A 20,983-nucleotide genomic window follows, 5' to 3' on the forward strand; every position below is an offset into this window, starting at 1 on the left:
TGCAGCATACAAGGAAGCCGGATGGCGATGGCAAAGCAGGGTCGGCTTATCCCCCAGGCGTTATTGACCCCCTACCTCTTCTGAGGAACACATGAGCGAAAATATTAAACATATCAGCGATGCATCTTTCGAAACCGACGTGCTCAAGTCCGAGCGTCCGGTCCTGGTCGACTTCTGGGCCGAGTGGTGCGGTCCTTGCAAGGCAATTGGCCCGATCCTCGAAGAAGTCGCCAAAGAATACGATGGCAAGATCCTGATCGCCAAGATGGACGTGGACGCCAACCAGGCCGTGCCGGCCAAGTTCGGCATCCGCGGCATCCCGACCCTGATCCTGTTCAAGAATGGCGTTGTGGCCGCCCAGAAAGTTGGCGCCATGGCCAAGGGGCAGTTGACCTCTTTCATCGATAGCAATATTTAAACTTGCGACGGCAGCGCGCCCGCGCTGCCGTCATGCTGGCCGGGAAGCGAACCAGCCTGTCTGACTCCTTCCCACACGATTAACCCACGCTGTTCCCTCCCCTACCTTTACTTCCCGTCACGGGACTCAACCATGCATTTATCTGAACTGAAGGCCATGCACGTCTCCGCTCTGCTGGAGATGGCGATCGGCCTCGATATCGACAACGCAGCCCGTCTGCGCAAACAAGAACTGATGTTCGCGATCCTCAAAAAGCGCGCAAAATCAGGCGAACAAATTTTTGGCGATGGCGCCCTCGAAGTCTTGCCCGACGGCTTTGGCTTCCTGCGCTCGCCCGACGCCAGCTACATGGCGTCCACCGACGACATTTATATCTCGCCTTCCCAGATCCGCCGTTTCAATCTGCACACGGGCGATTCGATCGAAGGGGAAGTGCGGACCCCGAAAGACGGCGAGCGCTACTTTGCGCTGGTCAAGGTCGACAAGGTCAATGGCGAATCTCCGGAAGCGAGCAAGCATCGCATTCTGTTCGAGAACCTGACCCCGCTGCACCCGAACGAACCGCTCAAGCTTGAGCGCGAAATGAATGGCCAGGAAAACATCACCGGCCGCATCATCGACCTGATTGCCCCGATCGGCAAAGGCCAGCGCGGTCTGCTGGTGGCGTCGCCAAAATCGGGTAAATCGGTGATTCTGCAACACATTGCCCACGCCATTACGGCCAACCATCCCGACTGCACCCTGATCGTGCTGCTCATTGACGAGCGCCCGGAAGAAGTGACCGAGATGCAGCGTTCGGTGCGCGGCGAAGTGGTCGCGTCCACCTTCGACGAGCCGGCCACGCGCCACGTCCAGGTGGCCGAAATGGTGCTGGAAAAAGCCAAGCGCCTGGTGGAAATGAAGAAAGACGTGATCATTCTGCTGGACTCGATCACGCGTCTGGCGCGCGCCTACAATACCGTCATCCCTGCCTCGGGCAAGGTCCTGACCGGTGGTGTCGATGCCAACGCGCTGCAGCGTCCGAAACGCTTCTTCGGCGCCGCCCGCAATATCGAAGAAGGCGGTTCGCTGACCATCATCGCGACTGCGCTGATCGAAACCGGTTCGCGCATGGATGACGTGATCTTTGAAGAATTCAAGGGTACCGGCAACATGGAAGTGCACCTCGAGCGCCGCCTGGCCGAGAAGCGTGTCTATCCTGCCATCAACCTGAACAAGTCCGGCACGCGCCGCGAAGAACTGCTGATCAAGGCCGACCAGCTGCAAAAGATCTGGATTCTGCGCAAGCTGCTGTACTCGATGGACGAGATCGAGGCGATGGAGTTCATCCTCGACAAGATGAAGGCAACGAAGAACAACAACGAGTTCTTCGACATGATGCGCCGCGGCGGGTAAATATAGCCGCAGCCTCAGCATCGCCACCACATCGCCCTCGCGCAGGCGGGGGCCTATACCACTTGTCCGGATTCGGCAGCGTGGCATAGGCCCCCGCCTCCGCGAGGGCGATGTATTTGTGGCAACGCATTGCCGATTGCCCTGCCCAGCCAAACCCCTGTATAATCGCCGGTTGCAGTATTTAACCCCTGGCAAGTGATCAGCAATCGGGTCAAGAAGCGAGACCGACCGACGAAGTGCTGTTTGGCTACCAAACTAACCGAGGCATGACCATGCGTAACGATATCCATCCAGATTACCGCGAAGTTGTTTTCCACGACCTGTCGTGCGATTTCAAATTCATCACCCGTTCGACCATCCAGACCCGTGAGAAAATCACCCATGAAGGTCAGGAATACCCACTCGTCAAGATCGAGGTATCGGCTGAATCGCACCCGTTCTACACCGGCAAGCACAAGATCGTCGACACCGCTGGCCGCGTCGAGAAGTTCCGCCAGAAATTCGGCGCAGTTGGTTCGAAGACTTCGGTCGCCAACGGCTAAGTTTTTGCCGCGCAAGACAAAAAAAGCAGCCCCCGGCTGCTTTTTTTTCGTTGATACTACGTCCTATCTCATTTGCATCCCGCCCTCTATCGATGAAGCCAGTCCGCCTTGCCGCCGCCGCCACCCTTGCCCTGCCCCGCTGGGCCCTGCTGGGACTGGCCATGCTGTACATCCTGCCCGGCCTGATTGGCCGCGAATTGTGGAAGGAAGACGCGGCCGGCTTTGGCGTGATGTGGACCATGGCCCAGGGTGGCCTGGCCGACTGGCTGGCGCCGAATCTGGCCGGCCTGCCCATCCATGACGATGGCCCCCTGGCCTACTGGCTGGGCGCCATTTGCATCAAGCTGTTTGGCTGGCTGACCGGCGGCGCCATGGCGGCGCGCATGTCGAATATCGGTATTTTCATGCTGGGCACGCTCTCGGTCTGGTATACCGCCTTCCACCTCGGCCGCCGGCCTGAAGCCCAGCCGCTGCGCCTGGCCTTCGGTGGCCAGCCCGAACCAGACGATTACGGCCGTACCCTGGCCGATACGGCCGTGCTGATCTACCTGGGCTGCCTGGGCTTGCTGCTGTTCAGCCACGAAACCCTGGCGGTCACCCTGCAAGGCTCGCTGCTGGCTTATTTCCTGTACCGCGCGGTGCGCTATGTCGAAAACGCCAGTGTCCGCAATGCCGTGCTGGTCGGCCTGGCGCTGGGCGCGATGACGCTCGCGCGCGGCTGGCAAACCCCGCTGACCCTGACCCTGGCACTGCTGCTGTGCACGCGCTTCCTGGCGTTGCCGCCAGCACGCACACTGGCGCATCTGGCGCTGGCCGGCGCCAGCGCCGTGCTCATGGCCCTGGGCTGGGTGGCTGCCTGCGCCCTTGCGCTCGAGCAAGGCGCGGCCCCCGTCTTCGGCTGGCTGGACTGGAACTTGCACCAGCTGGCGCTGCCAAGCTGGAATTCGGGCAAGGCCTTCCTGCGCACCGGCATCTGGTTCTTCTGGCCGGCTTGGCCGTTTGCCGGCTGGGCCATCTATGCCTGGCGCCGCCAGCATCACCTGCTGCACATCGTGCTGCCCTTGTTCGTGGTGGGCGCGCTGGTGCTGCTGATTATCTGCGACCCGGCACCGGAAAACGGCGACCTGCTCAAACTGCTGCCGCCACTGGCCATCATGGCTGCTTTTGGCCTGCCCACCATGAAACGCGGCGCCATCAACGCCATTGACTGGTTCTCGGTCATGGTGCTGACCATGCTGGCAGCGCTGTTGTGGGTGTTCTATATTGCCAAACTGACTGGCTGGCCCGCCCAGCCTGCAAAGAATCTGCTCAAGCTGCTGCCCGGCTTTGCGCCGGAATTTTCCTGGTTCCCCTTCCTGGTTGCAGCCTGCGCCACGGCAGGCTGGGTGTTCCTGGTGCAGTGGCGTGTTTCGCGCCAGCCGGCGGTATTGTGGCGCGCGGTGGTGCTGTCGTCCGGTGGCCTGATCCTGCTGTGGGTGATGCTGACCACGCTGTTCCTGCAGGACATCAACTACAGCAAAAGCTATGCAAGCGTGGCGCGCCAGCTGAAATCAAGCCTGCCGCCCGGCACCAGCTGCATCGAAAGCAATGTCGGCGTGGCCCAGCGTGCCTCGTTCGCGTATTACGGCGACTTGCCGTTTTCGCGTCCAGGCCAGCATTGCAGCTTGCGCTTGCTGCAGGACAGCGTGCGCACCAAAGATCACAAGGAACAATTACTGCCGCCAGAAGCGGGCCGGTGGGTGATGATCTGGGAAGGCCGGCGCCAGTCCGACCGCGATGAACGTTTCCGCCTGTATCAGAGGCAGGACTGAAGCGCGCGCCTGCACACTTATTTTTATGACAAGCTGCCCCCAACCACCGGCCGGAACCTCCATGCAAGCGCCAGCTCACTTTCACTACCTCGACGGATGGCGCGGGCTGGCAATTTTCTTCCTGCTGGTGGGCCATTTCTTCCCGGTCCCCGGGATCAATTTCGGCGCGGTCGGCGTCAATCTGTTTTTCGTCCTGTCCGGGCTTCTGATGGCCCGATTGCTGTTCGTGCAGCAGGTGCCGCTAGCGCAGTTCTATCAGCGCCGGATTGCACGCATCTTCCCGGCGGTGCTGGTATTTTTGCTGCTCATGGTGCTCATTTTGCTGCTGCTGGGCCAGCCCTTGCGCTGGGACGAAGTCGCAGTCGCTGCCCTGTTTGTCAATAATTACACCGTGGGTGCCAGCGGCAGCAACTCGCTTCCCTTCGGCCATTTCTGGTCTCTGTGCGTGGAAGAACACAGCTACATCCTCCTGTCACTGCTGGCTGTCGGCGCCCGCCGTTACCTGGCGCGGGCGGGCACGCTGGTTGGCGCGGCTGCGCTGGCCAGCGGCCTGACCAGCCTGGCGTACACCGTCATCTACCGCGACACCGAGCTGTGGCGCATGTCGATGCATTCGGAAGTTGCAGCGTTTGGCATCCTGTCCTCGGCCGCGCTGATGTTGTGGCTGCACGGACGCACGCTGCCGCGTCTGCCGGGCTGGAGCAGCGTCGCCCTGGTCGTGCTGGGGATCGCCTTGCATTGGTGGACGGTGCCGCCCGCGCTCAGATTGATCGGTGGCATTGCCGCGTTTGCGCTGGCAATCAATCTGCTGGCTGGCGCCTCGCCTGCGGTCCACGCGCTGCTGGCGCTGCGCCCCCTGCGTACGCTGGGGCTGTGGTCATTCTCGCTGTACGTTTGGCAGCAGCCGTTTTATCTGCTGAGCAAATACCACGGCATGCATCCAGTCCTGGGCGTGCTGCTGGCCGGCGCCTGCGGCGTGGCATCCTACTACCTGGTGGAGCGCCCCAGCCGCAATTGGCTCAATGCGCGCTTCGGCGCCCGTACGCCAGCGGCGGCGACCGTTGTCAGCGGCGAGGCGCCCCCCTTGGCCTCGGGTTAAACCTTCATCGGCAAAATCACCATCTGCAAGCCTTCCAGATGCAGGCGGCGCTGCACGGCCAGCGCGGCCTGGTTGTGCAGCACGCGGGTGAACCAGTTATCGGTGGCAAAAATCAGCTTGCTGGTAAAGAAGATCGAGCTGGGATATTCGCGGTTGATTTCCTCGCACAGCTTGGTCACTTCATCGACGGCATCGGTACCGAAGCTGATATACGACGAGGCTGCCATCCCGTGACTCTGGCAAAAGTCGACAAAAAATTCCAGGGTAGCGGCCGCTTCTTCGCGCATTTTTTCCAGCGCGCCCACGCCGCCATAGGCATGCGAATCGACGGTTCTGGCGTTGACGAACAAGAAGTTCTTGAAGTGACCGGGGAACATGCGCAGCACCCATAACAGCGCATGCAATCCGCCCCCGCGCGAGGAGCCGACAATAAAGACCGCGGTCTGGTGCTCAGGATCGGGCTCAACCGGCTCGGTGACGGGCCCGAAGGGCTGATGTTCAAACACCACATCGACCGAATGGATGGCTTCCTTGGTCTGGCGGTAATGCTTGCGAATGACCACGCACAGCCCGCCCATGGCAGCAATGATCGCCACCGTGGCCCAGCCGCCTTCGGCAAACCGCTCGAACAGCAGAATGGCCAGGATGCCCGAACAAATAATGAAGCCGGTGGCCGACAAGAGCAGGCGCCGCTTCCAGCTGTCCCCGCCCTTGCGGTTTTGCCACCAGTACATGCACAAGCCAAACAGGGAAATCGCAAAGGTCAGAAACACCGAAATCGAATACAGCACCACCAGCAAGGTGACCTTGCCTTCGGTCCAGAACAAGATCGCCAGCGCGGCAATGCCCATCACCAGGATGCCGTTCTGGGTCACCAGCCGCGTCGACAGATAGCGGAATTTATGTGGGACCCAGGAGTCGCCAGCCATGTTCGACAGCACGGCCGGTCCGCCCAGAAAGCCCGTGTTGGCCGCCACAAACAGCAAGCCTGCTTCGAAGGCCAGCACCACGGCCAGCAACACCTGGTTCAGAAGCGGACCGCCCAGACCCATGCTGTCGATGATCAGCTTGAAGGTGGAGGCATTCAGGGTCTGGCCAGGCACCTGTTTGGCATCCCACAGCAGATACAGCAAGATGATGCCGGAGGCAGTCAGCGCCAGCGACAGGGCCATGTACAGCATGGTCATCTTGCCCGTGCGCACACGCGGCTCGGCCAGCAGGTTGACGTTGTTCGACACCGCTTCCAGGCCGGTGTAGGTGCCGCCGCCCTGCGAGTAGGCCAGCAGCAGCATGGCGGCCACGCCGGTCCAGCCGATGTTGCTGGCCAGCTCGGTGGTACTGGCCATGGTGGTGGGCACCAGTTCCGGCAGGTAGGACACATGGGCGGCAATGCCGTACACAATCAGGATCAGGTGGGTGACCACGAAGCCGAGGAAAATCGGCAGCAGGATCTGGATGGCTTCCTTCAAGCCACGCAAGTTCATTACGATCAGCAAGGCAATGAAGAAGGCTTCGGCCCATAACTTGTAGGGTTGAAAACCCAACGGCAGGAAGGAGGCCAGCGCATCGACACCAGAGGCGATCGATATGGCAATCGTCAGCACATAATCGAGAATCAGTGCGCAGCCGGAAATCAAGCCCAGGTAGGGGCCGACCAGCTTGGTGGCGACGCGGTAACCGCCGCCCCCGGTGGGAAACAGTTCGATGACCTGGTTGTAGGCCAGCGCAATGATGAAGACGGTGACGGCGGTGGCAATCGCCAGGTACAGGCCCAGCTCGGTGTGCCCGCCCAGGGCGTGGAAGGTTTCTTCAGGACCGTAGGCGGAGGAAGACAGGCCATCGGCCCCCAGCCCGACCCAGGCCAGGAAAGCGACCAGCGCCATCGAGTGGCGGGTTTCACTTTTCATGGGATCGAGCGCCTTGCCCAGCAAAATTTCGCGGATTTTCTTGTTCTTCATCGTGCGCGCCGGCCTGCAAGGACGACGGGGTAGCCTGAGTAGAACGCGATGATACGCCGTTCGCGCAGGGCAGCGTACGAAAGTACTGACAGGATGGCCTTGCTTGTTGCGTTTTTATCCACAGCTGAGCAAGGCGTTGCGTCAAGACCTGCAAATCGAGGATTACAATTTCTGCCGCGTTACTCTATAATGCGGTCCTTGTGCATGAATGCTGTCGTGCTGCCCGGATGGTGGAACTGGTAGACACAGCAGACTCAAAATCTGCCGCTTCGCGGCGTGCCGGTTCGATTCCGGCTCTGGGCACCAGTTTTCATGGCACATAGTTTGGTTTGACTAAACCCGCCCATCGGCTACGACGGCGGGTTTTTTTATGGCCAGCGCCGGCCAGCGTGTAGATCGTTGCGGCGTGGTCGAATGGGGAAGAATAAGGCCTCGTGCGTGAGGCCGATCAAGATTCCTTGTTCAGTTCACGGTGGAACGCGCTGATGCATTCCCCGCAAATAAGCGCCGTGTCGCCCTCGACATAACTGCCCATAAATTCAAACCGGCGCTTTCCACAAAACGAACATCGCGTGCGTTCCGGCTGCGCATCGTAATAGTCAAGTGCCGCTTCGACACTGGTTTCCCTGTCCACCCAGCGCGATGCCACCCCGGGATAATTGTCTTCCGCTCTCGCCTTGCCTGCCTCGACGGATGCGCCCAGCATCACGCCAAGCACATGCCAATCGGCGTCACAATGACACAGCAGAGCGCCCATATCCGCGCCCAGATTGCTGCAAATTGCCAGGCACGGTACCTGCTCTACGCGTTCACCAGCGACGTACAAGCTTCCCCATTGCCGGTACGGAATGTCATCAACGAATGCATAAGCGATGACGCGCGCGGCATCAATCACCAATGGCGGGTTGTTCCTGTTCATCCTTGCACCCTCTGTCTGCACCACCAAGTTATTCGGCATGAAGTCGCGAGATCGTCGCTGAACACGCCAACTTTCAATATTTTCAACATGGTAAGCCCCCGTGCACCAAAACACCAACGGACAGGGCCTCGGATTGACTTTCTATCGGTCAACTATTACACTGCATTGCACAAAAGTAAATCTACTTTCCCCCTACAAAGTCTCCCAAGAACGGAATCCCATGCTTCGTATTTCTGCCGTGCTCGCTATCGTGCTGAGCCTGACCGCCTGTGGCGGCGTCCCACGCGTGACCATCAAACCCGTTACCGCCCTGCAGACACGCGAAATTTGCATCGTCAATAATCCTGCAGTCAAACCCGGCTTCCTTGAGTCTTACAAGCGCGCCCTGGTCGCCAAGGGCTACACGGTCAAGCAGCTGGAAGCGAACTCCGACGTGAGCGCTTGCCGCGTGACGACGGTCTATTCGGCCAACTGGAAATGGGACGTGGCGCTGTACATGTCGTATGCCCAGATCACCGTGTTCCGCGACAACGTTGAAGTGGGCAATGCCAATTACGACGCCCGACGCGGACGCGGCAACATGAGCAAGTTCGGCGAGGCCGACACCAAGATCGCCGATCTGGTCAATCAGCTGTTCCCAGGCAACGCACGCTAAGCCATCCCCTCACGGCGCCAGTTCTGGCGCCGCGCGCGTCTGCGCGGCCAGCGCCCCGGCATGTGCCGAGGTCAGGCTGCGCAGAAACGCCACCAAATCCCGTTTGTCCTGCTCGTTTAATTCCAGCCGCTGCAACAAGGCATCCTTGGCCCCATTGTCGATGCCGCCGCGCTGGTAAAAATCAATCACCTCTTCCAGCGTCGCGATACTGCCGTCATGCATGTACGGTCCCGTGATCGCCACATTGCGCAGGCTGGGCGTGCGGTAGGCCCAGCGATCGCGCGCCGCGCCCGTGACTTCGAAGCGGCCCGCGTCAGCCTGCAAGGGTTCCGACACGCTGGCCACGTCCCGGGCGCGCAAGGTGGTCCACACGCCAGGCGCCAGTTGCACCTGAAAACTGCGCTGCGGGTCGTGCCGTGGCGCGGCGCCCACACCCGTGTTATGGAAGCGCCCGTCGGCAAACAGGGCCGCGCGCGCCCCCACGGTATGGCAGGCAATGCAGCGCCCTTTGCCAGCGAAGATGGCAAACCCGGCCTGCTCGGACAAACTCAGGGCATCGGCCTGGCCGCCGTAGCGCCAGCGGTCAAAACGCGAATCACCGGCCAGCAGGGTGCGCTGATAGCTGGCCAGGGCAGCGCCCACCCTGGCACGATCGGCAGGGCCGCCGTAGGCCGCTTCGAATTTGCCCGCGTAATCGGGCAGGCTGCGCAGGCGCGCGAGCACATCGTCGCTGCCGGTATTGCCCATCTCGATTTCGTTGAGCAAAGGATCCCAGGCTTGCTGTTCCAGCGAGGCGGCGCGCCCATCGTGGAACAGTTGCCCGACATACGCCACGTTCAGCAGGCTGGGCGCATTGCGCCGCAAACTGCGCCCTTCCAGACCCACCGAAGTGCTCAGCTCGACCGCGGCAAAGCCTTGCTCCGGCACGTGGCACATGGCGCAGGACATGGTGCCGTTGCGCGACAGGCGCGTATCCATGAACAGTTTGCGGCCCAGCGCAACAGCATCCGGCGCGGCTGGCGCGCTGGCCAGCGGCGGCAGGCCCAGCGTGGCTGTCGCTGGCATGGGCGCGCGCTGGCAGCCTGTGACGGCAAGCAGGATCGACGCGCCAAGCAGCCGGTACAGCAGCGTCGTCATTTTTTGGCGGCGCGCCGCTCCAGCAGCAGCGTCTTGATATCGCCCAGCAGCATGGTGGGATGCAAAAAGGCAGGACTGTAGATTTCACGCACGCTACCGGCAGCATCGATCAGGTAGACCTTGAGCATGTGACTGAGCACGGGCACACGCTGGCCCGCCGGCTGATCCTCGGCCACGGCAAGGTCCTGGCCGAACCCGTCCAGCACTGGCGCCAGCGCCGGACCCGACGGTGCGGTCAGAAAGTGCCAGCGCACCCCGCGCTGGTCGCGCGTTTCCGGGTCGCCATACAGGCGCATGGTGTCGGGTGTGTCGTTGCGCGGGTCGAAACTCATGCTCACGAAACGCACTTGGTCGCGCAGCGCGGCATCGTTGCGAATGGCCGCGCGCAGCGTGTGCAGGGTTTCGTAGGCCAGCGGACAGCCCTTCGGGTCGCTGCAATAGGTATAGATGAAGGAAAACACCGTCACTTTGCCGGTGGTGAATTCGGACAGGCGATGGGCACTGCCGTCCGTCTCCAGCACCGCGCCGTCCGGCGCACGCAGGATGTGATACAGGCGGTAACTGCCTGGTGCCGGCGGCGTGAAGCCCAGGGGCGGCAGCGCGCCATGCGCCGCGCCCGCCATGCCGGCAAGCAGGCAGAGTGCCGCTGCCCCAGTGAAGCCGCGCACGATGCCTAGCGCGCTGCCACGGCCGTGCGCGCCAGATCCTTGGCGCCAAACTTCATGTGGTGCGCCCGGCCCAGCTTGGCCTTGTAGAAATCGATGGCAAAGCGCTCTGTCAGCTCCTTGCCGTCCCAGGCAAACAGCTTGAGGAATTGCTCGTCGTCGGCGCCCTTTTTGTCCCAGTTGGCCAGCAGCGAACTGGTCACGTAGACGCGCTTGCCATCCCAGCTTTGCGACACCATGTTCACTTGCGAACCCGTGTGCTTGGCGTAGGTCTGCTTGGGCGCTTCAGGATTGCTCAGGTCAAAATAACGGGTGGTGCCATCCATGAAGGTGTTGACCCACAGGCCCTTGCCGTCCGCCGTGATGGAAATGTCGACGGGCAGCGGGATCTTGGCCGGGTCGCCAATGGTGGCCACGTCCTTGGCTTGCCACTGGCCGCTGCCATCTTTTTTGACCAGCCACAGCTTGGACGTGAGGGCGGTGGCCGTGATGGCCCAGTCTTCGCCCTCCTTGAGCGACCAGCGCACTTCCAGCGGCGCGCCTGGCACGGCGAAGATTTGTTCCGGCTGCATGGATTTCAGGTTCCACATCACCATGGTGCCACCGAAGTTTTTCATGGCACTCTGGTCTTGCATCAATTTGCCCAGGTCCATCATGTAATTGTTCCAGCCGGCGAAGCTGGACGTGAGCAGCGCATTCTTGCCCGGATTGACGGCGATGTCGTAGCCGTAGCCGTCGCCGCCATTGGTGACCGGCATGTCGTGCTTGCTGACGAAGTCGCCCTTGTTGTTGTACATCGCCATGCCGGTCACGCCGCCATGGTCCTTGGTATTGGACAGCGCTCCCACCAGCATGCGCCCTGGCATGGCGTAGAAGGTATGCGGCCCCACCAGCCCGGACTTGGCGCCCAGGTCGCTGATGGTCTTGACCAGCTTGGGCTTGGCCGGGTTGCTGTGAATGTCGAACACATAGATCTTGCTGTCATCGAGTCCACCCGCCCACAGGAAGCGGCGGTCGTCGGTAAAGCCCATGTGGTGCGCTTCGCCGCGCGACTTGACCGACACGTGGCCGATCACTTTGCCGTAGTGCTTGGAGGCAGGGTTGACGTCGACCGTGACCAGCTTGTCAAAGCCATCGCCCAGCCCTTTCACACCCAGCGTCCAGACATGGACGTAGTCTTCCTGCCCCTTGATCAGGTTGGCCATGTAGGGCGAGTTGCAGGTTTCGTCCGCCAGCGCCAGCGGCGCGGCAAGGGAGAAACAGAACGCGAGAGCGGCCGCCAGCGGGGCCGTTTTGCCAGTGTGGAAAAGCATAGGAATGTCTCCAGTAATAGACGACGCGATGGGCGCTTGCAGCGTTTTATTTTAATCCGGCCGTCACGTATGTACGCCAGAATGCTGACGAATGTAGCGCATTCGGTCCGCGCTGTGGCGCATATTCTGCGAATCGGCTTTGCCCGGGCAAAGTGGTGGTTAAAATGACACAGTTAAGCACCCTTCATTACCCAGCCCGGGTCGGCGCGCGTCGTCTGCCCGCCTACTTCCTGCGCTGGCGCCCCACGCAGGTGAGCAGCATCAGCGCGGCCAGCACCAGCGGCAGGGGCGCCGGTTCGGGGACCGTGGCGGTGATGGTGAAGCGGTCGCCTGCCTGCAGGCCGCTCAGGTCGAGCAGCCAGTTGCGCTGGCCATCGTTGCCCAGCGGATTACCAAAATAGAACTCGGCATATTCCGGGCTGCCAAAACCGACACTGGCGCGCGTGCTGCCGGCGTCCATTGCGGCGATGCTGCCAAAGGTGGGCGTGACCGTGCCCTGCTGCACAAAGCGAATGCCGTCCAGATGGAAACTGAACTGGCGCAGGCCGGCGCCGCTCAAGTTGCGCACCAGCGCGCTGAAGTCGAGCGTGCTCGAGGCCAGGTCGTCGGCGCCCAGTTCAAATTCGAGCCGGGTGGGCGCAAAGTGGCGCAGGTCCAGATCGAAAGAGACCAGTGCGGCACTGCTGTAGTCGGTGACGGCATTGCCGCTGGCCGCGCTCAACACGGCGCCCTGGGCCGCGCCGGCCAGGGTCAATGTGGCCAGCAAGGCGGCCAGGTGGGAAGTGCGTTTCATGGTGTCGCTCCTTGTGGTTACAGCGGGCCGTTGGCCCAGGGGCCGGTAATGGCAAGCGAGATGCCCGGCGTTTGAATGTTCACGAACAGATAGCGGCCGGTCGGGTCGAAGCAGGCGCCGGCAAACTCATTGGCGCGATGGTCGCCCGCCAGGTAGGTCTGTTTGCCAGCCACGGCCAGTTGCACCGCGCTCAGTTGCACATTGTTTTTGGCGAAAATGTAGGCATCGCCTTGCCCGGTCAGGCCCATCAGGCGCTGGCCGAAGCCGAAGCTGTCGGTGGCGGCAGTTGAGGCATCTTCGCAGATCAGGATGGCCTGGCGTGGGCTGACGGTCAGGTTGTCGCCCATATTGCCCACCACCGGGGCCGGGCTCGAGTAAATGCAGGTCAGCGTTTGTGTGGCCAGATCCAGCTGCCAGATGGCGCCGCGCGCCACGCTGCCGCCGGAAGTGTCCATCACGAACATTTTCCCGTCCGCATACCAGATGCCCTCGCCCCGGTTCATGCGCAGCGCGCCCTGGCGCCAGCCTTGCACGAAGGGGCCAGCCGCGTTGCTGATGGCTTCACCGTTCAGGCCGATGGCGTCGCCGCGCGCCTGGTCGGGATTGGCAATATCGACCCAGTCCAGCGCCAGCTTCGCGTGCAGCGCCGCCTTGGCCAGATTGGCATTGCTCACGCCCTTGATGCGCGCCATCTGCAGCACCCCGCCCATTGCCAGCGAACCGCGCGCGCCAGGGCGGATATCGGGCAGATAGCGGTAGAAGCCCGATTTACCCGAGCTATCCTCGGTCATGTAGACGATGCCGGTGGCCGCGTCGACGGCTGCCGCTTCGTGCGCGAAGCGGCCCATGCCAATGATGGGCGAGCCGTCCGTCAGCGCCGGATCGGCCGCGACTTCAAACACATAGCCGTGCTTCTTGCCGGCCGAGCCGAGCGCATCGGAACCCACTTCCTCGCAGCTGAGCCAGGTGCCCCAAGGCGTGATGCCGCCGGCGCAATTGCCGGCCGTGCCGCCCAGGCTGGGCGTCATGCTGTACCAGTTGCCATCACGAAAAACCAGATTGGTGGTGCCGCCGCCAAACACCTCGCTGCTCCCGGCGCTGACCTTGCCGTAGTCGTACACGCCAGGCGCGTTCAGGAAGTTACCAGGGCCCGTGGCACCGACTTCGTGATTACGGATCAGCACCAGTTCGCTGCTGCGGCCGGCCTTGCGCGCCAGCACCACGCCCATGCCGTCGTGCCCGCCCGGGCAGGGCTTGCCGTCGCTCATGGGGTCGCCGCGCCAGCCATAGCTTTTGTAGACAAAGCCAGCGGGCAATTGCAGCAAAGGCAGGCCGGTGCTGATGTCATTGACCGGTGCAATCGGGCCGTAGGGGCTGCTGACCAGCGCAGTGGCGCCATCGGCTGCGCTGGCCTCGCGCACATGCAGGGCGCCCAGTGCTGCCACGAACGGCAGGGCCGAGGCGCTGGCCAAGCCTTGCAATACCTGGCGGCGTGAAATGGAAGTGTCATGCATTGTCATCGTCTTACCTCACGAAAATAATGTCCTGCACGCGCGCGCATGCGGCGTGTCCCAGGTCATTACAGCAAAGCTTTGCTACCGGCGAATGACAGCTTGATGACGAACCAACTTGCTTCTCCTGGCAAGCTGAAATGGGAGTAAACTTAGTCTTTCCAATCGCCAACAACGGAGCCGGTCGTGCGCAACTTTATCCCCACTCAATTGCTTCCAGTCGGCCTGTGCCTGGTCGCGTCCAGTGCCTTCGCGCTGTCGCTGAGCGACTTGTCGAATACCGACGCTGCCAGCGGCCTGCGCGTCGCGCTGGAGAAGGGCTCGGTTGCCGCGGTCGGCAAGCTGGGCGTGGAAAACGGCTTTCTGAATAATGAGAAGGTGCGCATTCCTTTGCCCAAGGTGCTGGAAAAGGCGCGCCCGCTGCTGGAAATGACGGGCCGTGGCCAGCAACTCAATGACCTGGAAGTGGCAATGAACCACGCGGCCGAAGCGGCCGTGCCCATGGCCAAGCCGCTGCTGCTCGACGCCGTCAAATCGCTGACCGTGACCGACGCCAAGAACATCCTGTCTGGCGGCGAGACTTCGGTCACCGACTTCTTCCGCGAGCGTACCGGCGCCAAGCTGTCGGTCCAGTTCCTGCCGCTGGTCAAGCGCGTGACGGACCGCTCCAAGCTGTCGGCCAAGTTCAACAGCGCGATTGGCCAGATCAACAAATTTGGCGTGGCGCAGGGCCCGGCCTCGGTCGAAGATTACGTCACCGAGCGCGCCGTCGAAGGCTTGTTCGTGATGATTGCAGAAGAAGAAAAGGAAATCCGGCGCGATCCAATTGGCACCGGCAGCAAGATCCTGAGCAAGGTCTTTGGCGCGCTGTAAGCGCACTTCATTCACCGTCACACCTCACAGGAGCTTATATGGGATTGCTCGATCAACTTGCAGGACAAGTCATGGGCTCGCTGAGCGGGCAGCAGGATCAGCCCGGCAGTACCAGTGGCGCCATGGGTGCGGTCATGGCCCTGGTCGAACGTGCCGGCGGCGTGCCAGCCTTGCTGGAACAATTACGCGCGAGCGGTCTGGGTGACCAGGTCGCATCGTGGATCGGCACCGGCGCCAACCATGCCATTTCGGGCGAGCAGCTCAGCTCTGCCGTGGGCGATGGCGCACTGGCCCAGGTGGCCCGGCAAAGCGGCATTGAGCCATCGGCGCTGTCAGGCGCCCTGGCGGGCTTGCTGCCGCAGGTGATTGACCATCTCAGTCCAAACGGCAACATGCCAAGCGAGGATTTGCTGAGCCAGGGCTTGAATATGCTCAAAGGCAAACTGTTTAACTAGCAGCACGGCGCCGTCAGCGCACGGCGCCTGCCTTGGTTTCCACCCAGGTATCGTATTTGTGGTCCAGTTTGCGCCAGGTGCCATCGCGCAGCATGGCGTCGAGTGCCTCGTTGAGGCGGGTAATGGTACTGTCCGGCACCCCGCGGTTGCAGGCCAAATACAGTTTCACACGGTTGAAGGTCAGCACCGGCACGATGGTGTCGGCCCAGCCGTTTACCTCCAGCACCGCACTGCCGCGCCGAATGCCGGCTGCCCACAGGTCAATCCGGTTCATCATCAGCTTGCGTGGATTGATCATGTCGTTTGGCGCGGGATCGACCTTGAAGCCGCGCGCGCGCAAGTACTCGTCGCGGGCGTCGCCATTGTAGGTGCCGATGCGCAGCTTGCGTGCGTCTTCCAGCGTCTCGAGCTTGTATTGACGGTCGGCCCGCCCCAGCAGCACCCACTCGCCTTCGTCGGTCGGACCGACCCACTTGAACAAACCCTCGCGCTCGGGAGTCCGGGTGGTGGAATAGACGCAGCTGTCGGATCGGTTCAGGGCCGCCGCGTACGCCCGTTTCCAGGGCAGCAGCTCAATGCTGTAGGCGATGCCGGTGCGGGCCAGCGCTTCGCGGATCTTGTCGGTGGCGCTGCCGATCACCCGCTCGCCCTCCTGCATGCTGGTGGGCGGCGAATATTCGGTGGTGATGTACAGCGGCGCCGGCGGCGCCGATAGCGGTACAGCCGCAGCGGCGGCTTGCCATGCCAATAATGCTGCAACGACGACAATCTGCTTGACCATTCTGCGCTTTCGCTCCATCAGCAGGCAGGATAGCAGCAAGCCTGAACGGGCTGCAACACAAACCCGCCCGGCCTCGCTGCGCTGTCGTTTTGGCGGCGCTTAGCTGACGCTTAGCTGGTGCTGCCGCTGGCCAGCGGGCGGGCCGCGGCGCCCGGCTGGCGGCGCGCCACCAGTTCGTGGTAGAGGTCGGTGTAGCCCTGCGCCATGCGCTCGGCAGTGAAGAGTTCCTGGTAACGCTCGCCGGCACGCTGGCCCATGGCGGCAGCCAGATCCGGGTTCTCCCACAGGCGCGTCATGGCCGCGCGCAAGGCTTGCGGGTCCGATGGCGGCACCACAATGCCCGTCACTTCATCGACATTGATGTAGGTGGTGCCGGTGCCAATTTCGCTGGAAATCATCGGCTTGCCAAACATGGCGCCTTCGAGCAAGGAAATGCCGAACGCTTCCGAACGCAGGTGCGAGGGGAACGCCAGGGCATAGCTGAGCGTGAGCAAGGCCACCTTGTCGACATCGTCGACCGCGCCGACGAAATGGACATGGGTCAGGCCCAGCTGCTGTGCATGGGCCTTGAGTTCGGCTTCGATGGGGCCGGCGCCGACAATCACCACCGGGTAGTCCAGCTGGGCCATTGCATCAAGCAGGATGTGCAAGCCCTTGTAGTAGCGCAGCACACCGACAAACAGGAAGAACTTGGGACCAATGCGCGCGCGCCAGTGGGCCATGCGCTCGGCATCGGCGGCCGGATAGATGGTCTTGTCCAGGCCGTACGTGATGATGCGGGTCTTGTCGCGGTAGCGTTCCAGCACGGCCGACGAGGCCATGTAGTTGGGCGAGGTGGCGACAATCGCGTCCACGCTTTGCAGGAAGCGGTGCTTGAGCGGCTGGTACACCTTGAGCAGCAGCTTCTGGCGCACGATGTCGGAGTGGTAGGTCAGCACGCTCGGTTTGTCGACGCGCGCCATGAAGTGCGCCATGTCGCCAAACGGCCAGGGGAAGTGGTAGTGCACCACGTCGGCCTCGGCCGCCAGCCGTTTAAGTTCGCCGATGGCGCCGAACGCCATGCTGTTCGAGGCGATCTCCAGATCCTGCGGCACACGCCGCACGCGGTGGCCCTGGAACGGGAAATCAAGATCGGTTTTCTGGCGCGTGAGCGTGAGCACGGTGTTGGACACGCCCAGATGGCCGGTGCCCACGCACATCTGGCGGATCACCTGTTCGATGCCGCCCATCGAATCGGGGTAGTAGGTTTTATAAAAATGTAAGACACGCATAATGGATTCTGCCAGCTGCTCAAGAGGATAATACGGACCGGTACACTGCGGCCGTCTGCAATGCGGTGTCATGCCAGGTCAATTGGCGCGCGCGCGCGCGGCCGGCCGCAATGCAGCGTGCGCGTTCGCGCGCGTCGCTGGCCAGGGTCAGCATGGCCGCCGCAATGGCGCCGGTATCGAGCGGATCGACGTCCAGCGCCGCCCCGCAAGTCACTTCCGGCAAGGAACTGCTGTTGGACGCCACCACCGGCACCCCGGAGGCAAACGCCTCGACCACGGGAATGCCGAAACCTTCATACAGCGAAGGGAACACGAATACGCCGGCACCGGCGTACAGCGCGCGCAGGGTGTCACCGTCACGCACCTGGTCGAGCCAGACCACGGCAGCGCCGTTTTCACGCGCCGCATGCAAGCGCGCCACCAGTTGTTCGCAGCGCCAGCCGGGCGCGCCCACGATCACCAGCTGGCGTTCGGCGCGCACCATGGCCGGCAAGGCCAGGTAGGCGTCCAGCAGGCGTTCGATGTTCTTGCGCGGCTGCAGGGTGCCGACAAACAGGAAGTAGCCGGCGCGCAGCGCGTGCGCTGTCAGCGTGGCCGCCAGCGCGGCCTCGTCCACCGGATCGAACCAGTGCGCATCGACGCCGCAGGGCACCACGCTGATGCGGCGCTCGTCAATGCCAAAACACTCGACCAGTTCGGCAATGGCAAAGTGCGACAGCGCGATCACGTGGTCGGCCTTTTGCGCGGCCTTGATCTGGAGCCAGTTCTTGGTCCCGCGCAGACCCGTGCTGCACCACTGCGGGTATTTGATCGGCAGGGCGTCGTGCAGCGTGGCCACCACCGGGCAATCCATGCGCACGATCCGGTAATCGGTCACATGGAAAATATCGGCCGCCATGGCCTGACGCCGCGTCGCCGGGGTCAGCAGATCGGCAAGGGTGGCGGTCTCGAACGCGTGCGGCAGCGGCTGGCCGACGCTGATGTCGTGCCGCCCACCGCGCAGGCGCGGATAGGAATACGGCAGCACCTGGCAGCCAGCCGCGCCCAGATTGCGCATCAAGGCCTGGGTGTAGGTACCGATGCCGTCCAGACGGCCGCCGGTCAAACCCGGTTCGATCATTGTCGTCCCGAGGCCGACCCGCAGCTGATTCACGCCTCGTACATCCAGCGCAGCGTGTCTGCCAGCGGGGTTGGCGCGATCGCGCCAATCACGCTGCTCAGTTTGGCGTTGTTGCCCACCAGGGTGATTACATCGTCCTTGCGCATGAAGGCGGGATTGCTGTGCACCTTGATCTGGTAGCCCGCAATCGCGCCCATGGTGTCAATCACGCTGGCCAGCGAGTGCGCCTGACCGGAACAGACATTGAAGGTCTGGCCGGCCGGACTGACGTGCAGCAGGCGGCGGTAGCAGGCTGCGACCACGCGCACGTCGGAAAAATCGCGTGCGATGGCCAGATTGCCCAGTTCGATCTCGGGCGCCGCCTGGCGGAAATGGGACACGATCTTCGGCAGCAGGAAGTTCGCTTCCTGGCCCACGCCCGTGTAATTGAAGGGGCGCACAATCACGATCGGCAGCTTGCTGCTCCACAGGCGGGCCATGTATTCCATGGCCAGCTTGGAGACGGCATAGTCGTTGGTCGGCACCGGCGCGACCTGCTCGTCGAGCATGCCGCTGCTGGCATTGCCATAGATATTGCCCGACGAGGCCAGCAGCACGCAGCCAGGCTGGTGCGCCTGGGCAGCGAGCGCTTCGAGCAGGTTGCGGCTGGCGATCACATTGACGCGATAAATCTGCTCGATGTTGGCATGGCCGACAAAGGAAATGGCCGCCAGATGCGCCACCACGTCCGGCTGCACTTGCGCGATCATGGCAGCGGTCGCGTCGCGATCGCACAGATCGACTTCAAACAGGTCGGGGCCCGGCTCCTCGCCGGGCAGGATGGTGCCGAACACGCGATAGCCTGCCTGGCGCAGCTCCTGCTCCAGATAGCGGCCGGTGAAGCCGCGCACGCCGGTGATCAGGGCACGCTTGCCCTGGCCTTCGCCGTTCAGTTCCAGGGCTGCAAAACGCTCACTCGCGGTCCCGCTCATGTCAGAAGGAGAAGCCGATTTCGTTGCGGCGCATGTCAGCGTCAACCATCATCTGGCACAGCTGTTCCAGCGTGGTATGCGGCTCCCAGCCGAGTTCCTTGCGCGCCTTGGCCGGGTCGCCGATCAGCAGCTCGACTTCGGCCGGGCGGTAGAATTTCGGGCTCACGCGCACCAGCAGCTTGCCGCTCTCGGCGCAGTGACCGGTTTCGTGGTCGCCCGTGCCTTTCCATTCGATGCCGATCTTGGCTGCCTTGAAAGCCATGGTCACGAAGTCACGCACGGTCTCGGTGCGATTGGTGGCCAGAATGAAGGTGTCTGGCGCGTCCGCCTGCAGGATGCGCCACATGCCTTCGACGTAATCCTTGGCGTAACCCCAGTCGCGTTTGGCGTCCAGATTGCCCAGCTCGAGCACGTCGAGTTTGTTGAGCACGATCTTGGCGACCGAATCGGTGATCTTGCGGGTGACGAATTCACGGCCCCGCAGGGGCGACTCGTGGTTGAACAGAATGCCGCTGGAACCGAAAATGTCGTAGGACTCACGGTAATTGATGGTCATCCAGTGCGCGTACAGCTTGGCCACACCGTACGGGCTGCGCGGATAGAACGGGGTGTCTTCCAGCTGTGGCACCGCCTGCACTTTGCCGAACATTTCCGAGGTCGAGGCTTGATAGAAGCGCACCTTCGGATTGACGATGCGGATCGCTTCGAGCAGGTGCACCGGGCCCAGGCCGGTGATGGCGGCGGTGGCCACTGGCTGTTCGAACGAGACACCGACGAAACTTTGCGCAGCCAGGTTATACACCTCGTCGGGCTGGGTGGTCTGGATCAGGCGGATCGACGAGGACAGATCGGTCAGATCGTATTCGACCAGGCGCAGCTTGGGATGGTTTTCGATGCCCAGCTCTTCGATGCGCCAGAAGTTGACGGAACTGGAACGGCGGTACGTGCCCGTCACTTCATAGCCTTTTTCAAGCAGCAATTGCGCAAGGTAGGCGCCATCTTGGCCAGTAATGCCGGTGATCAAGGCTTTTTTCGTGATTTGCATAAGTAGAGGTCGTTGGTATTGGGCAGGGCGGCGGCCGCACACCCGAGGAAATGGCGTGATTAATCTCGGGATTATATCAGAATCGTCTGTACGTATCTTGCGGAGGGGCAACAAAATATAAAAAAAACATGGTGCGCGGGAGTATTATGCCCCTGTTCGACGCGCAGGCAGCACGCCATTACCGTTTGTTACGCATCCCACTAACTTGTATGACAAATTAAATACTGGGGTTTTACAAAAGACAATAAAAA

General features: G+C 62.1%; 19 protein-coding genes, 1 tRNA gene and 1 pseudogene. 9 read left to right on the forward strand and 12 right to left on the reverse strand.

The window, feature by feature from the left end:
* The first annotated feature begins 91 nt into the window (after positions 1-91).
* The 5 genes from trxA to BUC24_RS21540 all read left to right on the forward strand — a co-directional run bounded on the left by trxA (position 92) and on the right by BUC24_RS21540 (position 5,265).
* The gene (gene trxA, locus BUC24_RS21520; protein WP_073221799.1) at positions 92-418 is read left to right on the forward strand and encodes a thioredoxin TrxA; all 327 of its coding nucleotides are present in this window, start codon (positions 92-94) and stop codon (positions 416-418) included.
* A 132-nt stretch (positions 419-550) separates the two neighbouring features.
* On the forward strand, positions 551-1,813 hold the full coding sequence (gene rho, locus BUC24_RS21525) for a transcription termination factor Rho (RefSeq protein WP_073221801.1): 1,263 nt from the start codon (positions 551-553) through the stop codon (positions 1,811-1,813).
* A gap of 272 nt (positions 1,814-2,085) precedes the next feature.
* On the forward strand, positions 2,086-2,355 hold the full coding sequence (locus tag BUC24_RS21530) for a type B 50S ribosomal protein L31 (protein WP_073221803.1): 270 nt from the start codon (positions 2,086-2,088) through the stop codon (positions 2,353-2,355).
* A 92-nt stretch (positions 2,356-2,447) separates the two neighbouring features.
* Positions 2,448-4,166 (forward strand): ArnT family glycosyltransferase, encoded by a 1,719-nt coding sequence (locus BUC24_RS21535; protein ID WP_073221805.1) that lies wholly within the window; start codon positions 2,448-2,450, stop codon positions 4,164-4,166.
* A gap of 61 nt (positions 4,167-4,227) precedes the next feature.
* On the forward strand, positions 4,228-5,265 hold the full coding sequence (locus BUC24_RS21540) for an acyltransferase family protein (RefSeq protein WP_073221807.1): 1,038 nt from the start codon (positions 4,228-4,230) through the stop codon (positions 5,263-5,265).
* On the opposite strand, the gene BUC24_RS21545 is transcribed toward BUC24_RS21540, so the two are convergent.
* On the reverse strand, positions 5,262-7,223 hold the full coding sequence (locus tag BUC24_RS21545) for an APC family permease (RefSeq protein WP_073221809.1): 1,962 nt from the start codon (positions 7,221-7,223) through the stop codon (positions 5,262-5,264). The genes BUC24_RS21540 and BUC24_RS21545 overlap by 4 nt on opposite strands.
* A gap of 221 nt (positions 7,224-7,444) precedes the next feature.
* Here BUC24_RS21545 and BUC24_RS21550 point away from each other — a divergent pair.
* Positions 7,445-7,529: transfer RNA gene (locus BUC24_RS21550), tRNA-Leu, on the forward strand.
* A 142-nt stretch (positions 7,530-7,671) separates the two neighbouring features.
* On the opposite strand, the gene BUC24_RS21555 is transcribed toward BUC24_RS21550, so the two are convergent.
* Entirely contained in the window at positions 7,672-8,181 is a 510-nt protein-coding gene (locus BUC24_RS21555) for a hypothetical protein (RefSeq protein WP_073221815.1), read from the reverse strand.
* Positions 8,182-8,362: 181 nt separating this feature from the next.
* On the opposite strand from BUC24_RS21555, the gene BUC24_RS21560 reads away from it, so the two are divergent.
* Positions 8,363-8,797, forward strand: a complete 435-nt coding sequence (locus BUC24_RS21560; protein WP_073221818.1) for an Sbal_3080 family lipoprotein — start codon at positions 8,363-8,365, stop codon at positions 8,795-8,797.
* Positions 8,798-8,806: 9 nt separating this feature from the next.
* On the opposite strand, the gene BUC24_RS21565 is transcribed toward BUC24_RS21560, so the two are convergent.
* The 5 genes from BUC24_RS21565 to BUC24_RS21585 form a co-directional block, all read right to left on the reverse strand.
* Positions 8,807-9,934: a cytochrome-c peroxidase gene (locus BUC24_RS21565; protein WP_073221821.1), complete on the reverse strand. Its 1,128-nt coding sequence runs from the start codon at positions 9,932-9,934 to the stop codon at positions 8,807-8,809.
* Positions 9,931-10,602, reverse strand: coding sequence for an SCO family protein (locus BUC24_RS21570; RefSeq protein ID WP_229448547.1), 672 nt, complete (start codon positions 10,600-10,602; stop codon positions 9,931-9,933). Before BUC24_RS21570 ends, BUC24_RS21565 begins: the two co-directional genes overlap by 4 nt.
* A 5-nt stretch (positions 10,603-10,607) precedes the next feature.
* Positions 10,608-11,912 (reverse strand): methanethiol oxidase, encoded by a 1,305-nt coding sequence (locus BUC24_RS21575; protein ID WP_073221824.1) that lies wholly within the window; start codon positions 11,910-11,912, stop codon positions 10,608-10,610.
* A 223-nt stretch (positions 11,913-12,135) separates the two neighbouring features.
* Entirely contained in the window at positions 12,136-12,705 is a 570-nt protein-coding gene (locus BUC24_RS21580; RefSeq protein ID WP_073221826.1) for a PEP-CTERM sorting domain-containing protein, read from the reverse strand.
* 17 nt (positions 12,706-12,722) lie between these two features.
* Complete coding sequence (locus tag BUC24_RS21585; RefSeq protein ID WP_229448549.1) at positions 12,723-14,219, reverse strand: PhoX family protein; 1,497 nt, start codon at positions 14,217-14,219, stop codon at positions 12,723-12,725.
* 183 nt (positions 14,220-14,402) lie between these two features.
* Between BUC24_RS21585 and BUC24_RS21590 the strand changes: the two genes are divergently transcribed.
* Together BUC24_RS21590 and BUC24_RS21595 are read left to right on the forward strand one after the other, a co-directional pair.
* On the forward strand, positions 14,403-15,089 hold the full coding sequence (locus BUC24_RS21590; RefSeq protein ID WP_073221832.1) for a DUF4197 domain-containing protein: 687 nt from the start codon (positions 14,403-14,405) through the stop codon (positions 15,087-15,089).
* A 23-nt stretch (positions 15,090-15,112) separates the two neighbouring features.
* Positions 15,113-15,544 (forward strand): annotated as a pseudogene (locus BUC24_RS21595) (YidB family protein); the annotation flags it as partial.
* A 13-nt stretch (positions 15,545-15,557) separates the two neighbouring features.
* Here BUC24_RS21595 and BUC24_RS21600 read toward each other — a convergent pair.
* From BUC24_RS21600 to gmd, 5 genes are all read right to left on the reverse strand, one after another.
* Positions 15,558-16,325, reverse strand: a complete 768-nt coding sequence (locus tag BUC24_RS21600; RefSeq protein ID WP_073221838.1) for a substrate-binding periplasmic protein — start codon at positions 16,323-16,325, stop codon at positions 15,558-15,560.
* Positions 16,326-16,435: 110 nt separating this feature from the next.
* Entirely contained in the window at positions 16,436-17,596 is a 1,161-nt protein-coding gene (locus BUC24_RS21605) for a glycosyltransferase family 4 protein (protein WP_073221840.1), read from the reverse strand.
* Positions 17,597-17,615: 19 nt separating this feature from the next.
* Entirely contained in the window at positions 17,616-18,749 is a 1,134-nt protein-coding gene (locus BUC24_RS21610; RefSeq protein ID WP_307188474.1) for a glycosyltransferase family 4 protein, read from the reverse strand.
* Positions 18,746-19,687 carry an NAD-dependent epimerase/dehydratase family protein gene (locus tag BUC24_RS21615; protein WP_083599082.1) on the reverse strand — a complete coding sequence of 314 codons (942 nt, stop codon included), beginning with the start codon at positions 19,685-19,687 and terminating at the stop codon, positions 18,746-18,748. Before BUC24_RS21615 ends, BUC24_RS21610 begins: the two co-directional genes overlap by 4 nt.
* 1 nt (position 19,688) lies before the next feature.
* Complete coding sequence (gene gmd / locus BUC24_RS21620; RefSeq protein WP_073221845.1) at positions 19,689-20,732, reverse strand: GDP-mannose 4,6-dehydratase; 1,044 nt, start codon at positions 20,730-20,732, stop codon at positions 19,689-19,691.
* Positions 20,733-20,983 lie beyond the last annotated feature (251 nt).

Source organism: Massilia sp. CF038, assembly GCF_900129765.1.
Classification (GTDB): Bacteria; Pseudomonadota; Gammaproteobacteria; order Burkholderiales; family Burkholderiaceae_D; genus Telluria_A.

Excerpts from the sequence above, each read along its gene's own strand:
- trxA (WP_073221799.1), top strand. The coding sequence starts at position 92 with ATGAGCGAAAATATTAAACATATCAGCGATGCATCTTTCGAAACCGAC.
- rho (WP_073221801.1), top strand. The coding sequence starts at position 551 with ATGCATTTATCTGAACTGAAGGCCATGCACGTCTCCGCTCTGCTGGAG.
- BUC24_RS21575 (WP_073221824.1), bottom strand. The coding sequence starts at position 11,912 with ATGCTTTTCCACACTGGCAAAACGGCCCCGCTGGCGGCCGCTCTCGCG.
- BUC24_RS21540 (WP_073221807.1), top strand. The coding sequence starts at position 4,228 with ATGCAAGCGCCAGCTCACTTTCACTACCTCGACGGATGGCGCGGGCTG.
- BUC24_RS21545 (WP_073221809.1), bottom strand. The coding sequence starts at position 7,223 with ATGAAGAACAAGAAAATCCGCGAAATTTTGCTGGGCAAGGCGCTCGAT.
- BUC24_RS21535 (WP_073221805.1), top strand. The coding sequence starts at position 2,448 with ATGAAGCCAGTCCGCCTTGCCGCCGCCGCCACCCTTGCCCTGCCCCGC.
- BUC24_RS21585 (WP_229448549.1), bottom strand. The coding sequence starts at position 14,219 with ATGCATGACACTTCCATTTCACGCCGCCAGGTATTGCAAGGCTTGGCC.
- gmd (WP_073221845.1), bottom strand. The coding sequence starts at position 20,732 with ATGCAAATCACGAAAAAAGCCTTGATCACCGGCATTACTGGCCAAGAT.
- BUC24_RS21600 (WP_073221838.1), bottom strand. The coding sequence starts at position 16,325 with ATGGTCAAGCAGATTGTCGTCGTTGCAGCATTATTGGCATGGCAAGCC.
- BUC24_RS21565 (WP_073221821.1), bottom strand. The coding sequence starts at position 9,934 with ATGACGACGCTGCTGTACCGGCTGCTTGGCGCGTCGATCCTGCTTGCC.
- BUC24_RS21580 (WP_073221826.1), bottom strand. The coding sequence starts at position 12,705 with ATGAAACGCACTTCCCACCTGGCCGCCTTGCTGGCCACATTGACCCTG.
- BUC24_RS21560 (WP_073221818.1), top strand. The coding sequence starts at position 8,363 with ATGCTTCGTATTTCTGCCGTGCTCGCTATCGTGCTGAGCCTGACCGCC.
- BUC24_RS21555 (WP_073221815.1), bottom strand. The coding sequence starts at position 8,181 with ATGCCGAATAACTTGGTGGTGCAGACAGAGGGTGCAAGGATGAACAGG.
- BUC24_RS21530 (WP_073221803.1), top strand. The coding sequence starts at position 2,086 with ATGCGTAACGATATCCATCCAGATTACCGCGAAGTTGTTTTCCACGAC.
- BUC24_RS21615 (WP_083599082.1), bottom strand. The coding sequence starts at position 19,687 with ATGAGCGGGACCGCGAGTGAGCGTTTTGCAGCCCTGGAACTGAACGGC.
- BUC24_RS21605 (WP_073221840.1), bottom strand. The coding sequence starts at position 17,596 with ATGCGTGTCTTACATTTTTATAAAACCTACTACCCCGATTCGATGGGC.